Below are 23,472 nucleotides of genomic sequence, written 5' to 3'. Positions count from 1 at the left end.
CGGCTACCTCTGAGCGGCGGCCGGGCGTGGCAGCTTGCAGCCCGGACGGTTCAGGTCGATCTTGCTGTCGTGGGTCACGCACGGCACGATCCCGTACGTCTGCTGGGCGTAGTTGATGCCGTGGCGGACGGTCACCTTGCCGTTCTTGTCGACCTCGCAGGGGTTGTTGAGGGTGCAGCGCTCCCCGTCCTCGTTGCCCGTGTTGTTGACCGCCGTGACCTTGCCGGTCTTGTGGTCGATCACGGGCGAGCCCGAAGTGCCGCCGATGGTCTGGCACTCGGGGGTGTAACGGACCGAGTCCTTCCAGGTCCACTCGCCTTCCTTGAGGCGGTAGACGAAGCCGTCGATCTTGCAGGTGTACGTCTGCTTCCAGTAGCCGGAGACGACGGTGATCGCCCGGCCCTTGACCGGGTGGTCGTCCTCGATCTCCAGTGCCTTGATGCCGTACTTCTTCGCGATCTCGCCGTAGCTGGTGGTGAGTTGGTACAGCGAGATGTCGGTGTCCGTCATCGTCGCGTACGAGATCTTGCTCGCCTTGAGCGTCGCCTTCTCGGCGCCCTTGGCGTCGAGGAGCTTGAAGGTGCGGGTGGAGGGTTGGTCGACGATGACTTCACCCGCCGCCGGGAAGCCGGTCTCCAGACAGTGGCCGTTGGAGAGGACGAGCGCCGGGTCGTCCGCCTTGGACTGCGGCATGCGGACCACCGATCCCGAGCAGTTGCTCAGCGCCACCGTTCCGGCGAAGTCGACGGCCTTGGCGGCCGGTTCGGCCTGCGGCTCGGATGCGCCGTCCGGGGCCGCGATCGCCGGTGCGGTGCCGAATCCCACGAGAGTGAGGGCGAGTAATCCGCCCGCGAGAGCCTTCTTCATGTGGAGCCCCCCTGTACGTAGATGTGGACGTACAAAACACCCATGCCGCGCGCTGTTGTCATGGGCAGCGTCATTCTTCGGGGGGCCGCGCGCACGGACAAGAGGTGCGAGCCCTTGCGTTACGCCCGCGGGGCAGTACGGATCACACGCTCATCCGTACCGCCCCGCGGCCAGGTTCAACTCACGTCACTACTTGGGCAGTTCGCAGCCCTCGCGGCTCAGGTCGATCTTGTTGCCGGGGGCCACGCACGGCACGATGCCGTACGTCTGCTGGGCATAGTTGATGCCCTTGCGGACCGTGACCTTGCCGTTCTCGTCGACCTCGCACGGGTTGTTGTCCGTGCACTCCTCGCCGTCCTCGTTGCCGGTGTTGTTGACGGCGACGACCTTGCCGGTCTCGTCGTCGATCACCGGCGAGCCCGAGGTCCCGCCGATCGTCTGGCACTCGGGGGTGTAGCGGACCGAGTCCTTCCAGGTCCAGTTCCCCTCCTTCAGACGGTAGGCGAAGCCGTCGATGCTGCACTTGTACAGCTTCTTCCAGTAGCCGGACGCGACGGTGATCTTCCGCCCCTGCTCCGGGCGCGCCGCGTTCAGCTCAAGCGCCTTGATGCCGTACTTGGACTCGATGTCGCTGTAGGTACTGGTCAGTTCGTACAGCGAGACGTCCGTGTCGGCCATCGTGCCGTACGCGACCTTGCTCGCCTTGACGGTCCCGGCATCGCTGCCGTCCGCCTTCAGAAGGGTGAAGCTGCGCGACGACGGCTGGTCGACGACGACCTCACCGGGCGCCGGGAAGCCGCTCTCCAGGCAGTGGCCGTTGGACAGGACGAGCGCGGGGTCTTCCGGCTTCGAGTCGGGTACGCGCACGACGGAGCCGGAACAGTTGCTCAACGCGACCGTCCCCGCGAAGTCGACCGCCTTGGGCTTGGCGGGGCGTTCGCTGCTGACAGCCGCCGCGGGCACCGCCGTTGCTCCGAGGAAGAGCACGGCGAAGCACGCACCGACGAGAGGCTTGTTCATGTGGGGGGTCCCCTCTTGATGACCATGACCGTGTGACCGAAGTTGCTTCGGCTTTGTCATGCGCATTGTTGGGGTCCCCGGCCGTGAGGGCAAGACCACAAACGGACACAACTCACCGCTGACAGAACACTTTTCAGCAGCGGGTCGAAGCGCCCACCTGTCCGGTGAAGTTGTCGTTCGACATCCAGCCCGATGTGCTCGTGCCCGCCACCTGGACGTAAGTCCAGTCGTGGCCATGGGCGTTGACGACCGAGCAGTGGAAGTTGAGCCGCGTGCCGCTCTGGATCGGGGTGACGGAGGAGCAGCTCTGGTAGGGGCCGGTCACGAGGTGGTAATCGCCGGCCAGATAGGCGTACGTTCCCGGATTCGGGTTCCGGTGGCTCCAGCCGCTGCAACTCTTCGACACCGAGCTGGGCTTGGCGGTGGGCGAGGCGGGCGGTTGCGGCTCCGTGCCGCCGCCGTCGGCGTCGCCGGTGGGTCTCGCCGACGAGCCCGCCTCGCCGTCCTCGCCGCCCTCGCCGTCCTTCCCGGTCTCGCTCGGCCGCTCCGACGGCGTGCGGGACGGCTTGCCCTGCGGGTCCGCCGACGACGAGGGGCTAGGCTTCCGCTTTCCGCCGCCCATGCTGCCGCGGCTCGGCATGTCGCTGCCCTCGGTCGCGCCGGGGCGGCTCGGCTCCGACTGCGCCTCGTCGCTCTTCTCGCCGTCGTCCTTGCTCATCACGGCGTACGTGATGCCGCCGCCGGCCAGCACGACGGCGGCGGCCACCGCGGCGACGACCGTGCGACCACGGCGCCGCGCCCGCCCCGCGGCCCGCCCGGCCGCACGCCCACCGAGCTGCGGAAGCGTACTGGCCAGACCGCCGGGGGTCGGATAACCGCCCTGGGGTGCGCCCGGGGCCGGATGGCCGACCTGGGGTCCGCCCGGCGCTGAATGCCCGACCTGGGGTCCACCGGGGGCCGGATGCCCCACCTGCGATCCACCCAAGGCCGGATACCCGACCTGCGATCCACCCGAGGCCGAATGCCCCACCTGCGATCCACCCAAGGCCGGATACCCGACCTGGGGTCCGCCCGGGTCTGAATGCCCCACCTGCGATCCACCCGGGGCCGGATACCCCACCTGCGATCCACCCAAGGCCGGATACCCGACCTGCGATCCACCCGAGGCCGAATGCCCCACCTGCGATCCACCCGAGGCCGAATGCCCCACCTGCATCGCGCCGGGTGCCGGATGGCCGTTGGCCTGCATCGCGCCGGGCACAGGCTGACCGGCCTGTGGCGGCTGCGGGAACGGTGCGGCGGGCGCGGCGAAACCGGCTCCCGGGGGAGGCGGCTGGACGGCGCCGGCGGCCGCGGCCGGTGGCCCAAAGTTCACCGTGCTGCCCGCCGCCACCAGCTCCAGCATCTCCCGCGCCTGAGCCGCCGCGGGCCTGCTCTCCGGGTCCTTCGCCATCAGCGCCCGCAGCACCGGCGTCAGCGCCCCCGCCCGCTGCGGCTCAGGCAGCGGCTCGGTCACGATCGCCGCGAGCGTGGACCACACCGACGTACGGCGGAAGGGCGATGTGCCCTCGACCGCCGCGTACAGCGTCATGCCGAGCGACCAGATGTCCGACGCGGGGCCCGGCTCCCTGCCCTGCGCGCGCTCCGGCGGCAGGAAATCCAGCGAGCCGACGAGCTGGCCGCTGCGGGTCAGCTTGTCGATGGCGCCGCTGTCGAAGTCGCCGGCCTCCATGCTGGCTATGCCGAAGTCGGTGAGGACGACGCGGCCGCCCTGTTCGAGCAGAACGTTGCCGGGTTTGACGTCCCGGTGCAGTACGCCCGCCCGGTGCGCGGCGTCGAGCGCGTCCATCAGCTTGGCGCCGATCGCGGCGGCCTCGTGCGGCTCAAGCGCGCCGCGCTCGGCGAGCACGTCGTCGAGGGACGGCCCGTCGACCAGCTCCATGACGATGACCGGAAGGCCGTCCTCCTCGGTCACGTCGTGCACCGTGACCACGCCGCCGTGCCGGATCCGGGCGGCGGCCTGCGCCTCCCGCTGCATCCGGACCCGCAGATCGGCCAGATCGCCCGCGGACGCGTCGGTGAAGGCCCGCAGGATCTTGACCGCGACCTCCCGGTTGAGCAGCTGGTCCACCGCCCGGGCGACCACGCCCATGCCACCGCGTCCGATCGTGGAGGTGACCCGGTACCGCCCTCCGAGCACCTTCCCGACCAGCTCTCCGCCGTTCGATTCCCCCGCCGTCACCGCACGCCCCGTTCCGTAACCGGTCGTCAACTCCCGTGCCTGAAAGGGAGTCTGGAAGGGATAAGAGTAGAGGCATGAGCACATTGGGTGAGCCGCACACCAGAGGTACGGCCGGGACCCGTTCCGCCCGCCCCTCCGGAGGTCCCGGACCCTGGCGGCATCCCCCGCCCCCGACGTGTCCTAAAACACTGAGCGGGTACCGTCACACGGCCGTAAGCTCGCGGACATGCAGGTCATCCAGTCGACGAAGCTCGCCAACGTCTGTTACGAGATCCGGGGCCCGGTGCTCGAGGAGGCGATGCGGCTGGAGGCGGCAGGCCACCGCATCCTCAAGCTCAACACCGGCAACCCCGCCGCCTTCGGGTTCGAGTGCCCGTCCGAGATCCTGGAGGACGTCCTCCGCAACGTGGGCTCGGCGCACGGCTACGGCGACGCGAAGGGGCTGCTCGCCGCCCGCCGCGCCGTGGTCATGCACAACCAGACCCTGGGCATCGAGACCGACGTAGAGCACGTCTTCATCGGCAACGGCGTCTCCGAGCTCATCGTCATGGCCATGCAGGGCCTGCTCGACGACGGCGACGAGGTCCTCGTACCGTCGCCGGACTATCCGCTGTGGACGGCGGCCGTCTCGCTGTCCGGCGGCACGGCCGTGCACTACCGCTGCGACGAGCAGGCGGACTGGATGCCGGACCTCGCCGACATCGAGCGCAAGGTGACCGACCGCACCAAGGCGATCGTGATCATCAACCCGAACAATCCGACGGGCGCCGTATACAGCGAGGACATGCTGCGCGGCCTGACCGACATCGCGCGCCGCCACAACCTCCTGGTCTGCTCGGACGAGATCTACGACAAGATCCTCTACGACGGCGCGACGCACACGCCGACCGCCGCGATCGCCCCTGACCTGCTGACCCTCACCTTCAACGGCATGTCGAAGGCGTACCGGGTGGCGGGCTACCGGGTCGGCTGGATGGCGATCTCGGGCCCGAAGGCGCACGCCTCCTCGTACATCGAGGGTCTGACGATCCTCGCCAATATGCGCCTGTGCGCGAACATGCCGGGCCAGCACGGCGTGGTCGCGGCGCTGAGCGGGCGGCAGACGATCAACGACCTGGTCCTGCCGGGCGGCCGGCTCCTGGAGCAGCGGGACGCCGCGTACGACCTGCTCACGCAGATCCCGGGCGTGAGCTGTGTGAAACCGAAGGGGTCGCTCTACCTCTTCCCGCGGCTCGACCCGAAGGTCTTCAAGATCAAGGACGACCGCCAGATGGTGCTCGACCTGCTGCGGGCCGAGAAGATCATGGTCGTCCACGGCACCGGCTTCAACTGGCCGGAGCCCGATCACTTCCGCATCGTCACGCTGCCGACGGCGACGGACCTCACCGAGGCGATGAACCGGATCGGCAATTTCTTGGACGGCTACAGCCAACCGTAGGCACCCAAGCCCAAGAGCGACCCGACTCAACTTTAGACAGAATCTAAGCTAGGATGGGCTTCAAGCTACCCGCCTGGAGGCCATCCCATGTACGAGCCGATCCGCACCAAGTCGGTCCACGCCATGGCCGACCCCGGCGATTTCCCGCACCGCTCCCGCGAGGAGGAGCTGGACATCCAGCTCGCCGGGCATCTGGCCGCGCTTCTCGCCGTCACGGACGAGCTGCGGGGTCTCGCGCCCTCCGCCGAGTTGGACGCCGCCGCCGAGCAGCTGGCCCGTGAGGTCACCCGGCTCCGGGGCGGGCTTGCGCCCGTTCGGGCCTCGGTGGCGGTGGCCATTCATGAGCCGCATCTCGCCGCTTTGCATCAGCGTGCGCATGCCCTCGCCGGGCGGGCGCTGGTTGTGGCGGCGTCCCGTGCGGATACCTCTGCGGCGATTCTCGCCGCCCACCGCATGGACGCGCACGAAGGCGCGGCCCGGCTGGTGGGCGCCCACTAGGTAGCCGCTGGTGGTGCTTGCGCGGCTGCGGGTGCTTTGTGGCTGGTCGCGCAGTTCCCCGCGCCCCTTCCGGGGCGGGGCCCGTATACGGCCCCGGTCCGAACGCCTCGAGGCGTTCGGACCGGGAGCCACTCAACCCGCTAGCTGATCACTCGTACCGTCGCCTCCGCCGATGAGGCCTCGTGCAGGGCATCGCCCTCGTAACGCACCGCGTACACCGTCCTGCCCCGCTTGCTCGGCAGGTCCTTGACGCGGAACGTGCCGTCCGCGGCGACCGTGGCCGACGTCAGTTCGCCCGTCGTGCCGAACCGGTCCGTGCGGGTCACCTTCAGGCTGACCCCGGACGGCAGCGCGCGTCCCTGAGCGCTCAGCTTGCCGGTGATCTCGACGCCCGCCGCGCGGCTGGCCTCCGCCGGTGCCGTCAGCGCGATCGACGTCGGGGCCTTGGCCACGTCCAGTGTGACCGTGACGTCCTCGGCAGGGCGGTGCGTGACGTCGCCGAGGAACCGCAGCGTGTACGTCGACTCCCCGAGGCGGTCCGGCACGTCCAGGACGGTGAAGCTGCCGTCGGCCGCGACCTTGGCGGCCGCCACCTCCTGCGTGCCGTCGGCGTCCTTGCGGACCGCGGTGACCTTCACGGGCTCCGCGGGCGCGGGCCCGTCCAGCTCCAACTTGCCCCGGATACCGAGCGGTTCGCCTACGACGGCCTGCGTGGGCGTGGTGGTGAGCGCGCCCGTGAAGCGTGAGTCGTACTGCGCGGCCGGCGGCTGGATGATGTGCAGCCAGTACTCGCTGCCGGCCGCATTGGTGGTCACGGCGAACAGCCGCGCCCCGTCCTTGGACCAGTCGAGGCCGCGCGGCACGACACGGTTGCCGTCGAGCGGGCCCTCGAAGGCGAACTCGAACGGTGTCGTCCCGTCCGCCGGGTCGGCGGGCTGGATCAGCAGATCGGCGGTGCTCCCCGTGGCGGCAGCGCCGCGCGCCACGTACTTTCCGTCGCCGCCGAACGCCACCGCGGAGGCCTTGGCCCCCTCGGGCAGCGCCTGATAGGGCGTGCCCGCGTCCGACAGGTCCCCGGAGTTCAGCAGCCGGGTGCCGTACGCGGCATCCGCGACCGCCACCCGGTTGCCGTCGGCGCTGACCGCCAGGTCCTTCAGCTGCAGCGCACCCTTGCCCTCGCCGTCGGCGAAGCGGCGTACGGCGTCGCGCACGGGGTTGTCGCCCTCGGTGCTGAAGGAGGCCAGGGCCGGGTCGGCCTCCTTGGGTCCGGCCTCCTGCCCCATGAAGAACCGCTTCGCGCCCGCGGGAGCGGCCTCCAGGTTCAGCCTGCCGACGGCGTTCCAGCCGGTCCGGGTGAGGGCGCCGCCGACCAGGCCGTCGACGTCGCTCCGCGCCTCGGCGCACTCGGACACGTAGTTCGCGTTCTGGGTCGTCCACCACGCCGTCTCGCCCGTCACGGCGAGTTCACGGCCGCAGGTCTCTTCGTAGGCGCTGGTGACACCGGTCCGCTGGAGCGTCGTGGTGTCGTACGTGGCGATGCGGCTGCGCTCGCCGGTGTACAGGGTGTTGCTGTCCGCGCTCAGCGCAAGGCCCGACACCCGGGTCTCCGTGGTCCACTGACTGATCTTGTGGCCCTGGAAGTCGTAGACGGCGACGATTCCGGTGTTGGAGTAGTAGCCGCGGTTGTTGTCCGAGACGAAGACCCGCTCGTGCACCGAGTCCACGGCGATCGCCGAGTACGAGGAGATCGGCAGCTTCACGACCTCGTCCGACGGTGTGGCGGCGTACGCGGCGGGCGTGCCGACGGCGACGATTCCCGCCGAGCCGAGCACCGCCGAGACGGCGACGGCAGTCGTACGTCTCAGACGCTGATTCTTCTTCAACTTGGCCCCCCACAGGCTCTTTTGACGGCCCGTATCGATCGACGGACCGCCTTGTGGGGACATTGAAACATGTGTGGCCTATGTGAAGGCGATGTACAGGAAAGGTGACTCCGTACACAGGAGCGTGTGCCGTCGCAGCACGCGGAAGGGCCCCGCACGCCGTTGTGCGGGGCCCTTCCGGGAATGCGGGGCGCGTCAGCCGAGGCGGCGCACCAGCTCGCGGTACTCGTCCCACAGCTCCTTGGGCGTGTGGTCGCCGAAGGTGTTGAGGTGCTCGGGGACAAGCGCGGCCTCCTCGCGCCAGACCTCCTTGTCGACCGTGAGCAGGAACTCCAGGTCGGCGGCGGGAAGTTCGAGGCCCTCGGTGTCCAGCGAGTCGACCGTCGGCAGGATACCGATGGGGGTCTCGACGCCCTCGGCCTTGCCGTCGAGGCGGTCCACGATCCACTTCAGGACGCGGGAGTTCTCACCGAAGCCGGGCCACACGAACTTGCCGTCCGCGTTCTTGCGGAACCAGTTCACGTAGTAGATCTTCGGGAGCTTGGACTGGTCCCCCTTGGATGTCGCAGTGGCGCCGACCTTGATCCAGTGGGCCATGTAGTCGCCCATGTTGTAGCCGCAGAACGGCAGCATGGCGAACGGGTCGCGGCGCAGCTCGCCGACCTTGCCCTCGGCGGCGGCGGTCTTCTCGGAGGCGACGTTCGCGCCGAGGAAGACGCCGTGGTTCCAGTCGAAGGACTCGGTCACCAGCGGTACGGCGGACGCGCGGCGGCCACCGAAGAGGATCGCCGAGATCGGCACGCCCTTGGGGTCCTCCCACTCCGGCGCGATGATCGGGCACTGCGAGGCCGGGGTGGTGAAGCGCGCGTTCGGGTGGGCGGCCGGGACGCCGGACTCGGGGGTCCAGTCGTTGCCCTTCCAGTCGGTGAGGTGCTTCGGAGTCTCCTCCGTCATGCCCTCCCACCAGACGTCGCCGTCGTCGGTCAGCGCGACGTTCGTGAAGACCGAGTTGCCCCACAGCGTCTTCATGGCGTTGGCGTTGGTGTGCTCGCCGGTGCCGGGTGCGACGCCGAAGAAACCGGCCTCGGGGTTGATCGCGTACAGACGGCCGTCCTCGCCGAAGCGCATCCAGGCGATGTCGTCACCGATGGTCTCGACGGTCCAGCCGCGGACGGTCGGCTCCAGCATGGCGAGGTTCGTCTTGCCGCAGGCGCTCGGGAACGCGGCCGCGACGTACTTGCTCTCGCCCTGCGGGGGCGTGAGCTTGAGGATCAGCATGTGCTCGGCCAGCCAGCCCTCGTCGCGCGCCATGACGGAGGCGATGCGCAGGGCGTAGCACTTCTTGCCGAGCAGGGCGTTGCCGCCGTAGCCCGAGCCGTACGACCAGATCTCGCGGTCCTCGGGGAAGTGCGAGATGTACTTCGTGGAGTTGCAGGGCCACGGCACGTCGGCCTCGCCATCGGCCAGCGGGGCGCCGAGCGTGTGGACGGCCTTCACGAAGAAGCCGTCATCGCCCAGCTCGTCCAGGACCGGCTGGCCCATGCGGGTCATGGTGCGCATGGAGACGGCGACGTACGCGGAGTCGGTGATCTCGACGCCGATCGCGGACAGCGGCGAGCCGACCGGGCCCATGCAGAAGGGCACGACGTACATGGTGCGGCCGCGCATGGAGCCGCGGAAGACGCCACCCTTGCCGTCCGAGCCCGCGAAGATCTCCCGCATCTCGGCGGGGGCCTTCCAGTGGTTGGTCGGGCCTGCGTCCTCCTCCTTCTCGGAGCAGATGAAGGTGCGGTCCTCGACGCGCGCGACGTCGGTCGGGTCGGAGGCCGCGTAGTACGAGTTCGGGCGCTTGATCGGGTCGAGCTTCTTGAACGTGCCCTTGGCGACGAGCTCCTCGCACAGGCGCTCGTACTCGGCCTCGGAGCCGTCGCACCAGACCACGCGGTCCGGCTGCGTGAGCTCGGCGATCTCGTTCACCCAGGAGACGAGCTCCTGGTGGTTGGTGGGAACGGTGTCCACGGAAAGGGGAGCCGCGATGTCGCGCGCCACGATTGCTCCTATATGAGGGGTTTTAGGTTTGTTGCCCCGTGGGGGCTGCGACCCGGACGCTTCACGTGTTGATCCCTCTGGCGCTCATCCGGTGCCGACCGCACTCATTTGATCATCCGACGCTTCCGCGCATATGTCCAGAGTGCCTCACACGTGAGCGGCGTGAGCATCGCCACTCGCCCAACCGGGCTCCCGCGCGCGGATGCGTCACTTGTACGCTCGGGTATCGCCGTGACCATCGCCACTTGTGGGCATCGGGCCTGCCCCGGTTGATGTGTAACTTACGGTTGCGTAGGTACGATGCCCGTCATGACCGCTCCCGTCCCCGACGCGATCACGAACTCCCCGGCCACAAGCCCCGATTCGTCCGCGCCCGCCGCCCCCTCGCTCCCGGCGAAGCCGAAGATGCGCGGCTGGCTGCACGCCGGCATGTTCCCCGCAGTGGTCGTCTCCGGCCTGGTGCTCACCGCGCTCGCGGACTCCACCCGCGGCCGGATCGCCTGCGGCATCTTCGCCCTGACCGCCTGCCTGCTCTTCGGAGTGAGCGCGCTCTACCACCGGGGCAACTGGGGCCCGCGTGCGGACGGCATCCTGCGCAGGCTCGACCACTCCAACATCTTCCTGATCATCGCGGGCACCTACACGCCGCTGACGATGCTGCTGCTCCCCGAGGCGAAGGGGCAGTGGCTGCTCTGGGGCATCTGGGGCGCGGCCGTCGCGGGTATCGCCTTCCGCGTGTTCTGGGTCGGCGCCCCGCGCTGGCTCTACACGCCGTGCTACATCGCGATGGGCTGGGCCGCCGTCTTCTTCCTGCCCGACTTCATGCGGACGGGCGGCATCGCCGTGCTCGTCCTGGTGATCGTCGGCGGGCTGCTCTACAGCGCGGGCGGCGTCATCTACGGCATCAAGCGCCCCAACCCCTCCCCCCGCTTCTTCGGCTTCCACGAGGTCTTCCACTCGCTGACCCTCGCGGCCTTCGCCGTGCACTACGTCGGCATCTCGCTGGTGGCCTACCAGCACGGCTGACCCACCCCTCCGCCACGTCAGTGGCCGCGGCTCTCCAGCCGCGGCCACTTTTTTGTGCGCTCATGGCACCCTCAGCATTGACAGTGACCATCTTTTGAGAGCTACTCTCATTTCATGGCCACCGTCACTGACGAGTCCGCTCAGGACCGCAAGGACCCCCGCCGCTGGTGGGCGCTCGCCGCCCTGGTCGCGAGCATGCTCGTGCTCGGTTTCGACATGACGATCCTCAATGTCGCGCTGCCGACGATGGCCGGTCAGCTCGGCGCGAGCACCGGTGAGCAGCAGTGGATGGCGGATGCGTACGTCGTCGTCTTCGCGGCTCTGATGCTCCCGGCCGGACTGCTCGGCGACCGCTTCGGACGCCGCAGGATGCTGATCACCGGCCTGGGGATCTTCCTGGTCGGCTCCCTCATAGGAACCCTCGCCGACGACGTCTCCCTCGTCGTCGTGGCCCGCGCGGTCATGGGCGTGGGCGGCGCGCTCGTCATGCCGCTCGCCCTGGCCGTACTGCCCGCGCTCTTCGCTCCCGGCGAGCGGACCAAGGCCATCGGCATCGTCTCGGCCGCCTCCGCGCTCGGCGCGCCGCTCGGCCCGATCGTCGGCGGCTGGCTCCTCGACCACTTCTGGTGGGGCTCGATCTTCCTCATCAACATCCCGATGGTGGCCATCGGGATCACCGCCTGCGCCTTCCTGCTCCCCGAGACCACCGACCCGGCATCCCCCAAGGTGGACGTCGTGTCGACCGCGCTCACCGCGGCCGGTCTCGGCGCGCTCATCTACGGGATCATCGAGGCGCCGGTGCGCGGCTGGGGCGACCCGCTGGTGCTCGGGATGCTGGGCTGCGCGGTGCTGCTGCTCGCCGCACTGGTCCTGCGGGAGCGGCGCGTGCCCCGGCCGATGCTGGACATGTCCCTGCTCCGCAATCGCGGCTTCTTCCTCAACACCATCGCGGCGACGCTCGTCATGTTCGTCCTGTCCGGCCTGCTGTTCGTGCTCCCGCCGTATCTGCAGGCGGTGCTCGGCCACGACGCGTTCGGCACCGGTCTTCGGATGCTGCCGATGATGGGCGGTCTGATCGTCGGCGCGCGGGGCGCCGAGCCCGTCGTACGCTGCTTCGGGCCGCGGGCGGTGATCAGTGGCGGGCTCGTCGTCCTCGCCTTCGCGGCGATGCTCGGCAGCCGTACGACGGTCGACTCCGGTTACGGCTTCACCGCGCTGTGGCTTTCCATTGCCGGGGTCGGCTTCGGCTTCGCCGTCGTACCGGCCATGGACTCGGCGCTCGGGGCGCTGCCCGTCGAGCGCGCGGGCTCGGGCACCGGGCTCCTGATGACCGTGCGGCAGGTCGGCAGCGCGATCGGCATCGCCCTGCTCGGTTCGCTCCTTTCCGGCGTGTACGTCGACCGGCTCGACACCGGGTCGCTGCCGGCCGCGGCGGCGGACACCGCGGGCGAGTCGGTGGTGGCCGCCCACGCCATCGCCGACCGTCTCGGACTGCCGGGGCTCGTCGAATCCGCCGACTCCGCGTACGTGACCGGAATGAGAGTCGTCCTGTGGGTCAGCGGTGTGGCAGCCCTGGTGACGGCGCTCCTGGTGGCCGCGCTGATGCGGCCCACGGAACCCGCCGCGGCCGCGGACAAGACCCCGCGGGCCGCGGATGCCCGACAATGAACGTCATGAAGGAAGTAGGGCTCCGGGAGCGGAAGAAGCTCAAGACCCGCATCGCGATCCGTGAGGCGACGTACGGGCTGATCCGCGAGCAGGGGTACGAGGCGACGACGGTCGAGCAGATCGCGGAGGCGGCGGAGGTCTCGCCCTCCACGGTGTTCCGCTACTTCCCGACCAAGGAGGACATCGTCCTCACCGACGAGTACGACCCGCTCCTGGAGGACGAGCTGCGGGCCCGCCCCGCCGACGAGCCGATCGCGGAGTCGCTGCGGCACGTGCTGCGCAGGGCGGTGGTCCTCGGCTTCGCCGACGAGCCGGAGGTGTCGCGCCTTCGCACCCGCCTGATGATCGAAGTCCCCGCCGTACGTTCCCGGATGCTGGAGAGCATGTCGGTCACCGGCCGCATGCTGTGCCGGGTCATCGCGGAACGGACCGGGCGCGACGCGGACGAGCTTGAGGTGCGGGTCTTCTCCATGGGCCTGGTCGGGGCGCTGTCGGAGGCGGCCGCGTACTGGGCGGAGCACGATCACCGGGACGACCTGGGTCAACTGGTGGACCGCACGCTGGACATGCTGTCCTACGGCTTCACCTCGTGGGGCGGCGGAAAATCCCCCGAGGCGGACTGACCCGCCGTGCCATCCTGACCCCATGAACGGTCCGGAGATCCTTATCGACTTCGCCCCTGAACTGGGGATGTTCGTCCCGCCCGAGCGAAGGAACGGCCCCAGCAAGGTCGTTACCGACGGCGCGTCCACGCTCGGGCACGTCGTCGAATCCCTCGGCGTCCCGCTGACGGAGGTGGGCGCGCTGCTGGTGGACGGCGCGGAGGTGTCGGTCTCCCATATCCCCGCGGCGGGCGAGAAGGTCTCGGTCCGCGCCGTCCCGCGCCCCCAGCGCGTCCCCGGGGCCCCGCTCCGTTTCCTGCTCGACGTCCATCTCGGCACGCTGGCACGGCGGTTGCGCCTCCTCGGCGTCGACGCGGCGTACGAGAGCACGGACATCGGCGATCCGGCGCTTGCGGCGCGCTCGGCCGCCGAGCGCCGCGTCCTGCTGAGCCGTGACCGGGGCCTGCTGCGCCGCCGTGAGCTGTGGGCAGGGGCGTACATCTACAGCGACGTCCCCGACGCCCAACTCCGCGACGTCCTGGGCAGGTTCGCTCCTGCCCTGCACCCGTGGACGCGGTGCACGGCATGCAACGGTGCCCTGCGGGCGGCGTCGAAGGAGGAGGTGGCGGACCTCCTGGAGGGTGGTACGCGGGGGACGTACGACGTGTTCGCGCAGTGCGTGGAGTGCGAGCGGGTGTACTGGCGGGGCGCGCACCACGACCGCCTGGAGCGGATCGTGGCGGGGGCGATGGCGGAGTTCGCCCCCGGCGGGCAGGCGGGCGGGAACTAGACCGCCGCCCCAGCTGCCGACGCGCCGTCGTCGGCCGCGCCGCCGTACCGCCGCTTCGCGGCGAAAGCTTTCCCGCCCACCCACCCGATGCCCGGCAGTTACCCGCCCGTCCGGCGCTCGGACCTCAGCCCGACAGCTGTGCCGCCAGCTCCCCCACATCAGTGGTCGGCGCGTCGCAGACGAACCGGCGGCAGACGTACGCCGCCGGAAGCCCCCCGACCAGCCCCCTCCCCGCGAGCAGCGGCAGCTCGGAGCCCTCCGCGGGGCCCGCCGCGACGACAGCGCCGGGCGCAGCCCCCAGCAGTGCCGTCCGATGCAGCTCCCCGCCCACCGGCCCGACCACCGCCACCTCCCGGGGACCGTCAAGCACCGCCTCCGCCACGGAAAGCCCGTGCCCGATGAACCGCGGGGCCCGCGGCCCGAGCCCCTTCACAACCCCCAGCGCCCGCTCCGCCGCAGCCCGATGCGGCTCCGCCCCGGTCTGCGCCGCGTACGAGAGCAGCGCACCGGCCGCCGCCGTCCACCCGGACGGCACCGCGTTGTCCGTGGGGTCCTGCGGCCGCCGAATCAGCCGCTCCGCGTCCACCGCCGTGTCGTACAACGTCCCCGAATCCGCGTCGAAGAACTGGCCGAGAACGTGGTCGAGCAGGAAGCCGGAGAATTCGAGCCACACACCCTCCCCCGTCACCGAGGCCAGCGCGAGGAACCCCTCCGCGACATCCGCGTAGTCCTCAAGGACCCCCGCATTGGTGCCCACGCGCCCGTCCTTCGAGGTACGGGACAGCCGCGCCCGGTCGTCCATGTGCACCCGCACCAGCAGATCCCCGGCCGCCACCGCCGCCGCCACCAGGTCCGGCCGCTCGAAGTACGCGCCCACCTCGGCGAGCGCGGCGATCGCGAGCCCGTTCCAGGCGGCGACCACCTTGTCGTCACGGCCGGGCGCGGGCCGCTCACCGCGCGCCGCGAGCAGCCGCTCCCGGATCGACGCGAGGCGGGAGGAGTCAGCCAACACCCCGTCGTCCTGCGGGAGTTGAATGACGGACGCCCCCTCCTCGAAGGTCCCTTCCTCCGTCACCCCGAAGTGCACCGCGGCGAGTTCCGCGTCCGCCGCGCCGAGCACCTCCCTCAACTGCTCCGGCGTCCACACGTAATACGCGCCCTCGACATGCGCCCCCGTCGCCGGGTCCTCACTGTCCGCGTCGAGCGCGGAGGCGAACCCGCCCTCGTTCGTGCGCAGTTCGCGCACCATGAAGTCCGCCGTCTCCAGGGCCACCCGCCGGGCAAGACCTGAGCCGGTGGTGCGCCACAGGTGGGCGTACACACGGCAGAGGAGGGCGTTGTCGTACAGCATCTTCTCGAAGTGGGGCACCACCCAGTCACGGTCCACCGAGTAGCGGGCGAAACCGCCGCCCAGCTGGTCGTAGATGCCGCCGCGCGCCATCCGCTCGCAGGTGTCGGCGGCCATCTGCAGGGCGCCCTCAGCGCCCGTGCGGGCGTAATGCCGCAGCAGGAACTCGACGACCATGGACGGCGGGAACTTCGGCGCGCCGCCGAAGCCGCCCCGCGTCGCGTCGTAGTCCCGCGTCAGACCGAGCAGCGCCTGGTTGAGCTCCTCCTCGCCGGGCAGCTCGTCGGCGCCGAAGGCCAGTTGACGTTCCGACAGGTCCCGCACGATCTTCCCCGCGACCTCGGCGACCTCGCCGCGCCGGTCCGTCCACGCCCGCCGGACCCCGTCGGCGACCTGGAGAAAGGACGGCATGCCGTGCCGGGGCTCGGGCGGGAAGTACGTACCGAAGTAGAAGGGCTCGGCGTCGGGGGTCAGGAAGACCGTCATGGGCCAGCCGCCCTGGCCCGTCGCGGCCTGCACCGCCTCCATGTAGACGGCGTCGACGTCGGGCCGCTCCTCGCGGTCGACCTTGACGCTCACGAAGTGCTCGTTCAGGAACGCGGCCGTGTCGTCGTCCTCGAAGGACTCGTGCGCCATGACATGACACCAGTGGCAGGCCGAGTAGCCGACCGACAGCAGAATGGGGACATCGCGGCGACGCGCTTCCTCGAAAGCCTCCGGTCCCCAGGGCCACCAGTCGACCGGATTGTCAGCGTGCTGGAGCAGATAAGGCGAGGTCACGCCACCCAACCGGTTCATGCGAACCAGCCTCTCACACCACCGAGTCAGATCCGTCAGATCCAGTGGCGGCGGGCCGCCTCTACTCCCGCCTGGAAGCGGCTGCGGGCCCCAAGTCGGTCCATGAGATGGGCGATGGTGCGGCGGCTCGTGCGCACGGACAGGCCGGTGCGGCGGGAGATGCCGTCGTCGGTGAGGCCTTCGGCCAGGAGCACCAGCGTCTCGCGTTCGCGCTCGTTCAACTCGGCGGGCTCAGCAGGCTCAGCGGGCCCGGCGGGGGCCGTGGGCGTGGGTTCGTAGCGGTCGGGGCGGGTCGTGCGGCCCGTACCGCGGGCCCACATCTGCTCGAAGAGCGCGTGGTACGAGGCGACAAGGCCCGCGCCGCGCAGCAGGACACTGGCGGCCCCCGGCGCGCGAGCGCCACTGGCGGAGACTATGGCGAGCTCGCGGTCGATGAGCACCATCCCGGTGGGGAGGTACGGGACCGCGCGGAGCTGCACGCCGGAGGCGGCGAGGCGCAACGTGTCGGCCGTGTAGGCGGGTTCGGGGCGGGCTTCGGTGAGGTGGAGGGCGCGCACGCGGACTCCTCGCCGTACGAGCTGCGCGCTGAGGGCGACCGCGCGCTCGCGGACCCTGCGGTCGTAGGGGCGCCTCGGCAGGACGAGGCGGAGTTCGCGCGCCGTGTGGGGTCCCAGTTCGCCGAGGTGCTCGACCAGGTCGACCGAGCTCGTCAGCGGACGTACGCCCACATCTGGAATTGCATATTCCGGTATTCCCGCTATCGCAATCTCTGCAGGCGCAGCCGTGTCTATCACTTGACCCCCGTCAAGAAAAAGCAAAGATTAAATTTGGGCGAAGAAGTTATTGCACATGCTCGCCCACCGACTCCGGGAGGAGGGCACCGTCGGCCTCATCTCCCTTTCGGAGGAGTAAGACTGCAGATGTCGGATCAGGGCTGTCAAGCGGCACAATTTTGCCGGTACAGGACCCCACCCCTTTGTGTAGAGTGGATTGCGCAAACAGCACCTAAGAAGGCAGCAATGTGACGAAGCGCACTCGGGAACAGTAGGCGGGCAGGAGGACCTGAGAGGTGACCATCAACTCGCTCGCGGATATGGCAGGCAGGGAGAGGCGGAATTCACCGCCCTGTCGGAAGGCTATGATGCGGGGTCCGCTGTCCCAGAGGTCGCGGCATTCAGGGCTCCGAAGCGCGCTCGTCAGTAAATCATTAAGAATTGGGTCGTCCGGGTATCCCACGAGCGCGAACCTCAGCTGCGCGAGATAGAGCGTGGCATGTGCCGGCCAGTCCACGATCTGCTCACGGGATTCCGGTGACTCAAGCACCCACCGCATCAGGTTCGCGCCCTTCGTCCGCACCCAGGGGAACCACTCCGCCATCTTGTCGTTGTAGCCGATGACATTCCATGAGTGATCGATGAGATAGGCCGGGAATCGTGACTGGGCCGACACGAACTCCTTGAGCCGGTCCATTTTTATCTCGGCGTGCTCCTGGCCGCCCTTGTCGACGATCTCACTCAGCGCGTTCCAGAACAGCGCGGCACGTTCGTGCGGCCCCAGTTCCAGCGCATCGGCCAGGCTCGTCAACGTCTCGTGCGAGAGGGACATCGGAGTCCCGGTTTCCAGGGAGCGGTACCAGCGCTCGCTCACTCCCATACGAGCGGCCACTTCCTTCTGCGGCAGTGGCTTGCGGCGCCCGTTCTTCATTCCCGCCTCGGCCCGCCAGGCACGCAGCAGGGACGACAGGCTGGCAAATCCCGATCGAAGGTCGGCTATGGCAGGCCTCTCTGAATTATCCATGCTTTTCTTCATTCCCTTTTCGTTCCGGGAGGGCGTCAAAGGGACGACGGTAGCACTTGCTGTGTACATGAAAGGGGCGAGCCCGATGGGGCACCTCACGGACATACGCCGGAACACCGGGCGGCGCGTCGTGGTCACCGGCCTGGGGGCCATCACACCGCTGGGGGCGGGTGTCGACGCGCTCTGGCAAGGGCTTCTGGAGGGCCGTTGCGGCGTCCGCCCCCTCGACGACCCCGCCTTCGCCGACCATCCGGTGCGCATCGCGGGGACCGTGCCCGTCGACCCCGCCTCGCTGCTGCCGAGACAGCGGGCGCGACGGATGAACCGTGCCGCCCAGTTCGCGCTCCTGGCCGCCCGGGAGGCCTGGCAGGACGCCGGGCTCGCGCCGGGCGGCACCGAGGAGAGCGGTCTCGCCCCGGAGCGGGTCGGGGTGTCGGTGGGCAGCATCATCGGCGGTGCCCCCGTACTCGTCGAGGGGGACCGGCGCCTGCGCGAGCGGGGGCTGCGCGGCGTCTCGCCGCTCACCGCCCCGATGACCGTGCCCTCGCAGGCCGCGTCGCAGATCTCGCTCGACCTGCGGATCACGGGCGAGGCGCGCACCGTCGTCAGCGCGTGCGCCTCGGGCACCGAGGCCATCGGCGAGGCCATCGACCGTATCCGGTACGGGCGCGTGGACGTCGCGCTCGCCGGCGGTGCCGAGGCCCCCGTCATCCCCGCGGTGATGGCGTCCTTCGCCGCCATGCGCGCGCTTTCGACCCGCAACGACGAGCCGCTCGCGGCCTCACGCCCCTTCGCCAAGGACCGCGACGGCTTCGTGAACGGCGAGGGCGCGGCCGTGCTCCTGCTCGAGGCGGAGGAGCACGCTCGCGCGCGGGGCGCCCGTATCTACTGCGAGGCCGCGGGCTGGGGCCTGTCGGCGGACGCGTATCACCTGGCCGCGCCCGATCCGACGGGCAGCGGCATCGCCCTCGCCGTCCGGCGTGCCGTGGAGGACGCCGGGGCCCGCCTCGGCGACGTGGTCCATGTGAACGCGCACGCCACCGCCACCGTGGAGGGCGATCTCGCGGAGGCGGCCGGGCTGCGCGAGGTCTTCGCCGCCGTGGCGGGCGGGGACGGGGCGCCGCCCGTGCCGGTGACCGCGCCCAAGGGGAACCTGGGTCATCTGCAGGGCGCGGCCGGCGGTGTCGAGGCGGTCGCGACGGCTCTCACGCTCCACCACGGAATCATTCCGCCGACCGTCGGCTGCGACGATCTCGACGACGCCATCGGGCTCGACGTAGTCCGCGGCCACTCCGTCGAGCTGCCCGGCTCCGGTGATGTGGCCCTGAGCAACTCCTTTGGTTTCGGCGGGCACAACGCGGTTCTCGCGCTGCGCCGGCGCTGAGACCGGGTCGAGGGCGCGGAGCGACCCAGACTTTCCCCTTTTTTGCCCGTTCTTCCTTTCCCTTTACCTGTTCGTGAACGTTCTACTTACCTTCGCGAACAGGCCTTTCCACGCCGTGGCAGCATCAGGCCAGCCCGCTGATTTCATGCCGACGTTGATGTTGACTTGAGTCGTGCTCGGATCCATTAGTTTCGACGGCGACTACGAGAATGAACAACTCACCCGGAGAATGGGCATAGAAATACTCACCTGTGAACCCGGTCTCGTTTCGGGCACCATGCCCGTGTCCGGGAATCGCCAGCCGGTGGGAATTCTGCACGGCGGCGCGAACGCGGTCTTCGCCGAAACCCTCGGCTCGGTGGCCGCATTCCTGTACGCGGGGCCCGGCGGGCACGCCGTGGGCGTCGACCTTTCCTGTACTCATCACCGGTGGGTCTCGTCAGGAATGGTCACCGGGATATGCATACCCCTGAACGAGCGGCAGACGGTCGCCTCGTACGAGATCGCCATCTCCGACGAATCCGGCAACCGGACCTGCACGGCCCGGCTCACCTGTGCCATCCGGCGAGGCGGTGCCCGGAGGCGCACCAGCCTCCGCAAGGCGCCGGCCGTGCGGTTGCCGCAGGACCACTCACTACCGACGGAGCTCCGATGACAGCGAGTTCGGCGCAGACCGTACTGACTTCCGTGGACGACTATCTCGGCCCGGCCGACCGGCGCTTCTTCGGCCGGGGCTTTCGCCGGGTCCAATACGACATCGGCGATGCCCGCGTCGCGCGTACCGGCAATGCCGTCGAGGCGCTCGCCACGGTGGGCGTCGCCTATCCCGCCGACTGGTCGACGAAAGCCGCGGGCACCGATCTGCGCCCGCACTTCAGCACCATCGACGGCCTCGTGGTCGCCGCCCAGCTGGCCGAGGCGTGCCTCACAGGACCCGGCGCCGATCTGCGCGACGCCTGGCTGCGCAAGGTGCGCCTGACGGCGGGCAGCAGCCCGCAGGAGGACCTCGACCGGATCCCGGCGCGCGCGACGCTGCGCCGCACCGAGCCGGTCGTCGCCGACCCGGCGCGCGCGGTGTCGGTGGTCGACTGCGCCATCGGCACCATGCGGGTGCGGTGCGAGGTGGAGCACGCCCGGGTCGGCGGCCCGGTCCGGGAGCGGACGTACACCGGTCTCGACGCGCTGCTCGGCGCCCCGGCGGACCGCTACTTCGGTACGGGGTTCACCGCGCGCCGCCAGCTCATCCGCGACGTGACCGTGGACCAGGAGCGGCTGCGCGCTTCGGCGGGGCTCACGGTCGCCGACGAGGACGCGACCACCCTGCCCACGGCGGGACTCGAGGGGGCCTACCAGCCGTCGGTCTCCATGGTGGACGCCTTTGTGACGGCGCTTCAGCTCGCCCAGATCATGCTCTACGACCTGGACGGCGTGCGCCGCCAGGACAGCGAGACCCTGTGGATGCGCCAGACCACCATCACCGCGTCCCGCCCCGACCGCCCCCGGCAGGGGGTGCCGGTGACGACGTACCTGGCCGACCCCGGCCTGCTGCGGATGGGCGGCGGCACCTGGCGCACCCTGGACGTCGTCGCCGAACTCGCCGGGCTCCGGGTGCGTTCCGCCGTGGCCCACCGGCTCCCGGAAGGACACGTGGCGGCATGAGCGACGACATCAGCAGTGGCACGAGTGGCATGACACGTACGGCCGTGATCGCCGGTGTCGGCGGCTACGTGCCGCCGCGCGTGGTGACCAACGACGAACTGGCCCAGCGCCTGGACACCTCCGACGCGTGGATCCGCACCCGGACGGGCATCGCCCAGCGCCATGTCATCGACCCCGGTACGACCACCGGTGACCTGGCGGTCGAGGCGGGCCTGCGGGCCCTGAAGAACTCGGGGGCGGACGGCGCCGACCTGGTCGTACTCGCCACCACGACACCGGACCGCCCCTGCCCTGCCACGGCACCGGCCGTCGCCACCCGCATCGGGCTGCCCCATGTCGCGGCCTTCGACGTGGCCGCCGTCTGCTCCGGCTTCCTGTACGCCCTGCAGACCGGCGCGGCCGCCATCGGCGCGGGCTTCGCCGAGCGGGTCCTGGTCATCGGCGCCGAGACGTTCAGCACCCTCCTCGACCCGGCGGACCGCACCACCGCCGCCATCTTCGGCGACGGCGCGGGCGCGGTGGTCCTGCGGGCGGGCGAGCGGGACGAGCCGGGCGCCGTACGGGACCTCCACCTCGGCAGCGACGGCGGGATGGCGGACCTGATCACGGTGCCCGGCGGCGGCGCCGAGCAGCGCTCGCGGGGCGGCTTCCCCGGCCCGGAGGACCTGTACTTCCGCATGGAGGGCAAGTCGGTCTTCTTCGCCGCGGTACGCCGCATGGCCGAGTCCTCACGGACGGTGCTCGACCGCACGGGCTGGCAGGTGGCCGACGTCGACCGGATCGTGGCGCACCAGGCGAACACCCGGATCATCCACGCCGTCGCCGAACAGCTCGGCCTGCCGCCGGAGCGCGCCGTCCTGAACATCGAGCGCGTCGGCAACACGTCCGCCGCCTCCATCCCGCTGGCCCTCGCGGACGGCATGGCCGACGGCGCCCTGAAGGCCGGCGACCGGGTGCTGCTCACCGCCTTCGGCGGCGGCGCCACCTGGGGGGCGGCCACCCTCACCTGGCCCGACCTGCCCCGGGCCTGACCCCGTACTCCGGAGCTCATCGACGCACTCCGCAGTTCATCGACCAACTTCCGTACCCACACCATTAGTTGAGGTGCCCCATGACCGGTTCCGTGACGACGATGATCACCGAGATCCTCACCACCAAGTTCGAGGTGTCCCCCGAGGACGTCTCCCAGGACGCCGTCTTTGACGACCTGGCGGTGGACTCCCTCGCGCTCCTGGAGATGTCACTGCTGCTCGAGAAGCGGCTCGGCGTCTCCATAGAGGAGGGCGTCCTGACCGCCGAGCAGACCGTCGGGGAGGCCGCCGAGGCGGTCGAGGCGCTCGGCTGCGCCCACAGCGCCGCCGCCTGAGCCGGCGCCCCGGCCACGCCCGTGCGCATCGTCCTGCTCCGCCATGGAGAGACCGCCTACAACGCCGCCGACCGCTTCCAGGGCCAGGCCGACGTCCCGCTCAACGAGACGGGCATACGGCAGGCGCAGGAGGTCGCGCGCTCCCTGACCCCCGACAACTGGGGCTCGGTGTACTCCTCTTCGCTGTCGCGCGCGGCCCAGACGGCCGCGTACGCGGCGGGCCGCCTCGACGTCCCGCACCTGCGCCTCGACGGGCTGCGGGAGCGCCACCTCGGCACGCTCGACGGCCTGGACCGGACGGAGTTCGCCCATCTCCACCCGGGGGCCCTGCGGAGCCTGGTCGCCGCCCCCGGCTACGCGCCGCCCGGCGGTGAGAGCGGCCACGCCGCGCGGGCCCGCTTCTGCGCGGCGCTCCGCGAGATCGCCGAGGCGGGCCGGCGCGGGACGTCGCGGCCCGTCCTCGTGGTGACGCACGGCGGTGTCCTGAACCTGCTGGCCCGTGCGCTGGGCGGCGGCGCCGACGCGCCCGACGGCATGGTCGGCAACGGCCGCGCCCTGTGCCTGGCGACCGCGTGGACCGCCGACGGACGCCCGCGCGTGGCCCTGCGCCAGTGGGACGTGGCGCCACACGAGTGCGAGCACCCGCCCCCGCCCTTTCGCCCCCTCACCTTCGTCGGCCTCGACGAGCTGAGCGCCGACGCCCTCACCACCAAGGAAGTGACCCCTACATGAGCATCGAGATCACCGTCCTGTTCGACGTCGTGCCCGAGCGGATGGAGTCCGTCGTGGACGCCTTCGGCGAGCTCGCCGCCGCGACCCGCGAGGAGGAGGGCGCGCTGCGCTTCGACGCCTGCCTCTCCGAGGGGCATCCGCACACCGTCGTCCTCGTCGAAGAGTGGGCCGACCAGGCCGCCATCGACCTGCACATGAAGGAGGAGTACACCGCGGCCTTCCTCGCCAAGGTGGACGGCGCCTTCCGCAATCCGCCGCACGTCCACCGCCTGCGTCCCCTCGGCTCCTGACCGGCCCGCCAAGGA

At 70.3% G+C, this 23,472-nt stretch carries 20 protein-coding genes and 1 pseudogene; 13 read left to right on the top strand and 8 right to left on the bottom strand.

Annotation, left to right across the window (positions count from 1 at the left end; all coding sequences use genetic code 11):
- Positions 1–3 precede the first annotated feature (3 nt).
- The 3 genes from AB0O76_RS16030 to AB0O76_RS16020 all read right to left on the bottom strand — a co-directional run bounded on the left by AB0O76_RS16030 (position 4) and on the right by AB0O76_RS16020 (position 4,129).
- Entirely contained in the window at positions 4–867 is an 864-nt protein-coding gene (locus AB0O76_RS16030; protein WP_365490538.1) for a serine protease, read from the bottom strand.
- Positions 868–1,056: 189 nt separating this feature from the next.
- Positions 1,057–1,887: a serine protease gene (locus tag AB0O76_RS16025; RefSeq protein ID WP_365490535.1), complete on the bottom strand. Its 831-nt coding sequence runs from the start codon at positions 1,885–1,887 to the stop codon at positions 1,057–1,059.
- Between the two features lie 133 nt (positions 1,888–2,020).
- A complete protein-coding gene (locus tag AB0O76_RS16020; RefSeq protein ID WP_365490689.1) occupies positions 2,021–4,129 on the bottom strand; it encodes a protein kinase in 2,109 nt (702 codons plus the stop codon).
- Between the two features lie 226 nt (positions 4,130–4,355).
- Here AB0O76_RS16020 and AB0O76_RS16015 point away from each other — a divergent pair, with 226 nt between their 5' ends.
- Complete coding sequence (locus AB0O76_RS16015) at positions 4,356–5,567, top strand: pyridoxal phosphate-dependent aminotransferase (protein ID WP_365490532.1); 1,212 nt, start codon at positions 4,356–4,358, stop codon at positions 5,565–5,567.
- Between the two features lie 87 nt (positions 5,568–5,654).
- On the top strand, positions 5,655–6,065 hold the full coding sequence (locus AB0O76_RS16010; RefSeq protein WP_365490529.1) for a hypothetical protein: 411 nt from the start codon (positions 5,655–5,657) through the stop codon (positions 6,063–6,065).
- A 140-nt stretch (positions 6,066–6,205) separates the two neighbouring features.
- On the opposite strand, the gene AB0O76_RS16005 is transcribed toward AB0O76_RS16010, so the two are convergent.
- Both AB0O76_RS16005 and AB0O76_RS16000 read right to left on the bottom strand, forming a co-directional pair.
- On the bottom strand, positions 6,206–7,948 hold the full coding sequence (locus AB0O76_RS16005) for an Ig-like domain repeat protein (RefSeq protein ID WP_365490526.1): 1,743 nt from the start codon (positions 7,946–7,948) through the stop codon (positions 6,206–6,208).
- 195 nt (positions 7,949–8,143) lie between these two features.
- On the bottom strand, positions 8,144–9,997 hold the full coding sequence (locus AB0O76_RS16000; RefSeq protein ID WP_365490523.1) for a phosphoenolpyruvate carboxykinase (GTP): 1,854 nt from the start codon (positions 9,995–9,997) through the stop codon (positions 8,144–8,146).
- 309 nt (positions 9,998–10,306) lie between these two features.
- Here AB0O76_RS16000 and AB0O76_RS15995 point away from each other — a divergent pair, with 309 nt between their 5' ends.
- From AB0O76_RS15995 to AB0O76_RS15980, 4 genes are all read left to right on the top strand, one after another.
- Positions 10,307–11,023: a hemolysin III family protein gene (locus AB0O76_RS15995; protein ID WP_365490520.1), complete on the top strand. Its 717-nt coding sequence runs from the start codon at positions 10,307–10,309 to the stop codon at positions 11,021–11,023.
- A 114-nt stretch (positions 11,024–11,137) separates the two neighbouring features.
- A complete protein-coding gene (locus AB0O76_RS15990; protein ID WP_365490517.1) occupies positions 11,138–12,691 on the top strand; it encodes an MFS transporter in 1,554 nt (517 codons plus the stop codon).
- Positions 12,692–12,696: 5 nt separating this feature from the next.
- Positions 12,697–13,314, top strand: a complete 618-nt coding sequence (locus tag AB0O76_RS15985) for a TetR family transcriptional regulator (protein WP_365490514.1) — start codon at positions 12,697–12,699, stop codon at positions 13,312–13,314.
- Between the two features lie 22 nt (positions 13,315–13,336).
- Entirely contained in the window at positions 13,337–14,083 is a 747-nt protein-coding gene (locus tag AB0O76_RS15980) for a Mut7-C RNAse domain-containing protein (protein WP_365490511.1), read from the top strand.
- A 124-nt stretch (positions 14,084–14,207) separates the two neighbouring features.
- Here the strand turns inward: AB0O76_RS15980 and AB0O76_RS15975 are convergent, their stop codons facing one another.
- The 3 genes from AB0O76_RS15975 to AB0O76_RS15965 form a co-directional block, all read right to left on the bottom strand.
- Positions 14,208–16,229: a thioredoxin domain-containing protein gene (locus AB0O76_RS15975; RefSeq protein ID WP_365490508.1), complete on the bottom strand. Its 2,022-nt coding sequence runs from the start codon at positions 16,227–16,229 to the stop codon at positions 14,208–14,210.
- 35 nt (positions 16,230–16,264) lie between these two features.
- Positions 16,265–16,957, bottom strand: coding sequence for a LuxR C-terminal-related transcriptional regulator (locus tag AB0O76_RS15970; protein WP_365490505.1), 693 nt, complete (start codon positions 16,955–16,957; stop codon positions 16,265–16,267).
- A gap of 277 nt (positions 16,958–17,234) precedes the next feature.
- Entirely contained in the window at positions 17,235–18,038 is an 804-nt protein-coding gene (locus AB0O76_RS15965; RefSeq protein WP_365490502.1) for a helix-turn-helix transcriptional regulator, read from the bottom strand.
- A gap of 109 nt (positions 18,039–18,147) precedes the next feature.
- On the opposite strand from AB0O76_RS15965, the pseudogene AB0O76_RS15960 reads away from it, so the two are divergent.
- The 7 genes and pseudogenes from AB0O76_RS15960 to AB0O76_RS15930 form a co-directional block, all read left to right on the top strand.
- Positions 18,148–19,410: pseudogene (locus AB0O76_RS15960) on the top strand (beta-ketoacyl-[acyl-carrier-protein] synthase family protein); the annotation flags it as partial.
- A gap of 229 nt (positions 19,411–19,639) precedes the next feature.
- Positions 19,640–20,065, top strand: coding sequence for a hotdog fold thioesterase (locus AB0O76_RS15955; protein WP_365490686.1), 426 nt, complete (start codon positions 19,640–19,642; stop codon positions 20,063–20,065).
- On the top strand, positions 20,062–21,069 hold the full coding sequence (locus AB0O76_RS15950) for an AvrD family protein (RefSeq protein WP_365490499.1): 1,008 nt from the start codon (positions 20,062–20,064) through the stop codon (positions 21,067–21,069). Before AB0O76_RS15955 ends, AB0O76_RS15950 begins: the two co-directional genes overlap by 4 nt.
- A complete protein-coding gene (locus AB0O76_RS15945) occupies positions 21,066–22,100 on the top strand; it encodes a beta-ketoacyl-ACP synthase III (protein ID WP_365490496.1) in 1,035 nt (344 codons plus the stop codon). Before AB0O76_RS15950 ends, AB0O76_RS15945 begins: the two co-directional genes overlap by 4 nt.
- A gap of 80 nt (positions 22,101–22,180) precedes the next feature.
- Complete coding sequence (locus AB0O76_RS15940; RefSeq protein ID WP_365490493.1) at positions 22,181–22,435, top strand: phosphopantetheine-binding protein; 255 nt, start codon at positions 22,181–22,183, stop codon at positions 22,433–22,435.
- A gap of 21 nt (positions 22,436–22,456) precedes the next feature.
- Positions 22,457–23,167, top strand: a complete 711-nt coding sequence (locus AB0O76_RS15935; RefSeq protein ID WP_365490490.1) for a histidine phosphatase family protein — start codon at positions 22,457–22,459, stop codon at positions 23,165–23,167.
- A complete protein-coding gene (locus AB0O76_RS15930; protein WP_360776897.1) occupies positions 23,164–23,457 on the top strand; it encodes a putative quinol monooxygenase in 294 nt (97 codons plus the stop codon). The genes AB0O76_RS15935 and AB0O76_RS15930 overlap by 4 nt, the downstream gene beginning before the upstream one ends.
- Positions 23,458–23,472: the final 15 nt, after the last annotated feature.

Source organism: Streptomyces sp. NPDC086554, from assembly GCF_040686095.1.
Taxonomy (GTDB): domain Bacteria; phylum Actinomycetota; class Actinomycetes; order Streptomycetales; family Streptomycetaceae; genus Streptomyces.
The sequence above is the reverse complement of the archived record's forward strand: the minus strand, read 5'-3'. Positions and strand labels throughout refer to the sequence as shown.

Coding starts and splice junctions, on each gene's coding strand:
- AB0O76_RS15985 (WP_365490514.1), top strand. CDS start 12,697: ATGAAGGAAGTAGGGCTCCGGGAGCGGAAGAAGCTCAAGACCCGCATC.
- AB0O76_RS15965 (WP_365490502.1), bottom strand. CDS start 18,038: ATGAAGAAAAGCATGGATAATTCAGAGAGGCCTGCCATAGCCGACCTT.
- AB0O76_RS15950 (WP_365490499.1), top strand. CDS start 20,062: ATGACAGCGAGTTCGGCGCAGACCGTACTGACTTCCGTGGACGACTAT.
- AB0O76_RS15990 (WP_365490517.1), top strand. CDS start 11,138: ATGGCCACCGTCACTGACGAGTCCGCTCAGGACCGCAAGGACCCCCGC.
- AB0O76_RS15975 (WP_365490508.1), bottom strand. CDS start 16,229: ATGAACCGGTTGGGTGGCGTGACCTCGCCTTATCTGCTCCAGCACGCT.
- AB0O76_RS16010 (WP_365490529.1), top strand. CDS start 5,655: ATGTACGAGCCGATCCGCACCAAGTCGGTCCACGCCATGGCCGACCCC.
- AB0O76_RS16030 (WP_365490538.1), bottom strand. CDS start 867: ATGAAGAAGGCTCTCGCGGGCGGATTACTCGCCCTCACTCTCGTGGGA.
- AB0O76_RS15995 (WP_365490520.1), top strand. CDS start 10,307: ATGACCGCTCCCGTCCCCGACGCGATCACGAACTCCCCGGCCACAAGC.
- AB0O76_RS15940 (WP_365490493.1), top strand. CDS start 22,181: ATGACCGGTTCCGTGACGACGATGATCACCGAGATCCTCACCACCAAG.
- AB0O76_RS15930 (WP_360776897.1), top strand. CDS start 23,164: ATGAGCATCGAGATCACCGTCCTGTTCGACGTCGTGCCCGAGCGGATG.
- AB0O76_RS16025 (WP_365490535.1), bottom strand. CDS start 1,887: ATGAACAAGCCTCTCGTCGGTGCGTGCTTCGCCGTGCTCTTCCTCGGA.
- AB0O76_RS16015 (WP_365490532.1), top strand. CDS start 4,356: ATGCAGGTCATCCAGTCGACGAAGCTCGCCAACGTCTGTTACGAGATC.
- AB0O76_RS15980 (WP_365490511.1), top strand. CDS start 13,337: ATGAACGGTCCGGAGATCCTTATCGACTTCGCCCCTGAACTGGGGATG.
- AB0O76_RS15955 (WP_365490686.1), top strand. CDS start 19,640: ATGGGCATAGAAATACTCACCTGTGAACCCGGTCTCGTTTCGGGCACC.
- AB0O76_RS15945 (WP_365490496.1), top strand. CDS start 21,066: ATGAGCGACGACATCAGCAGTGGCACGAGTGGCATGACACGTACGGCC.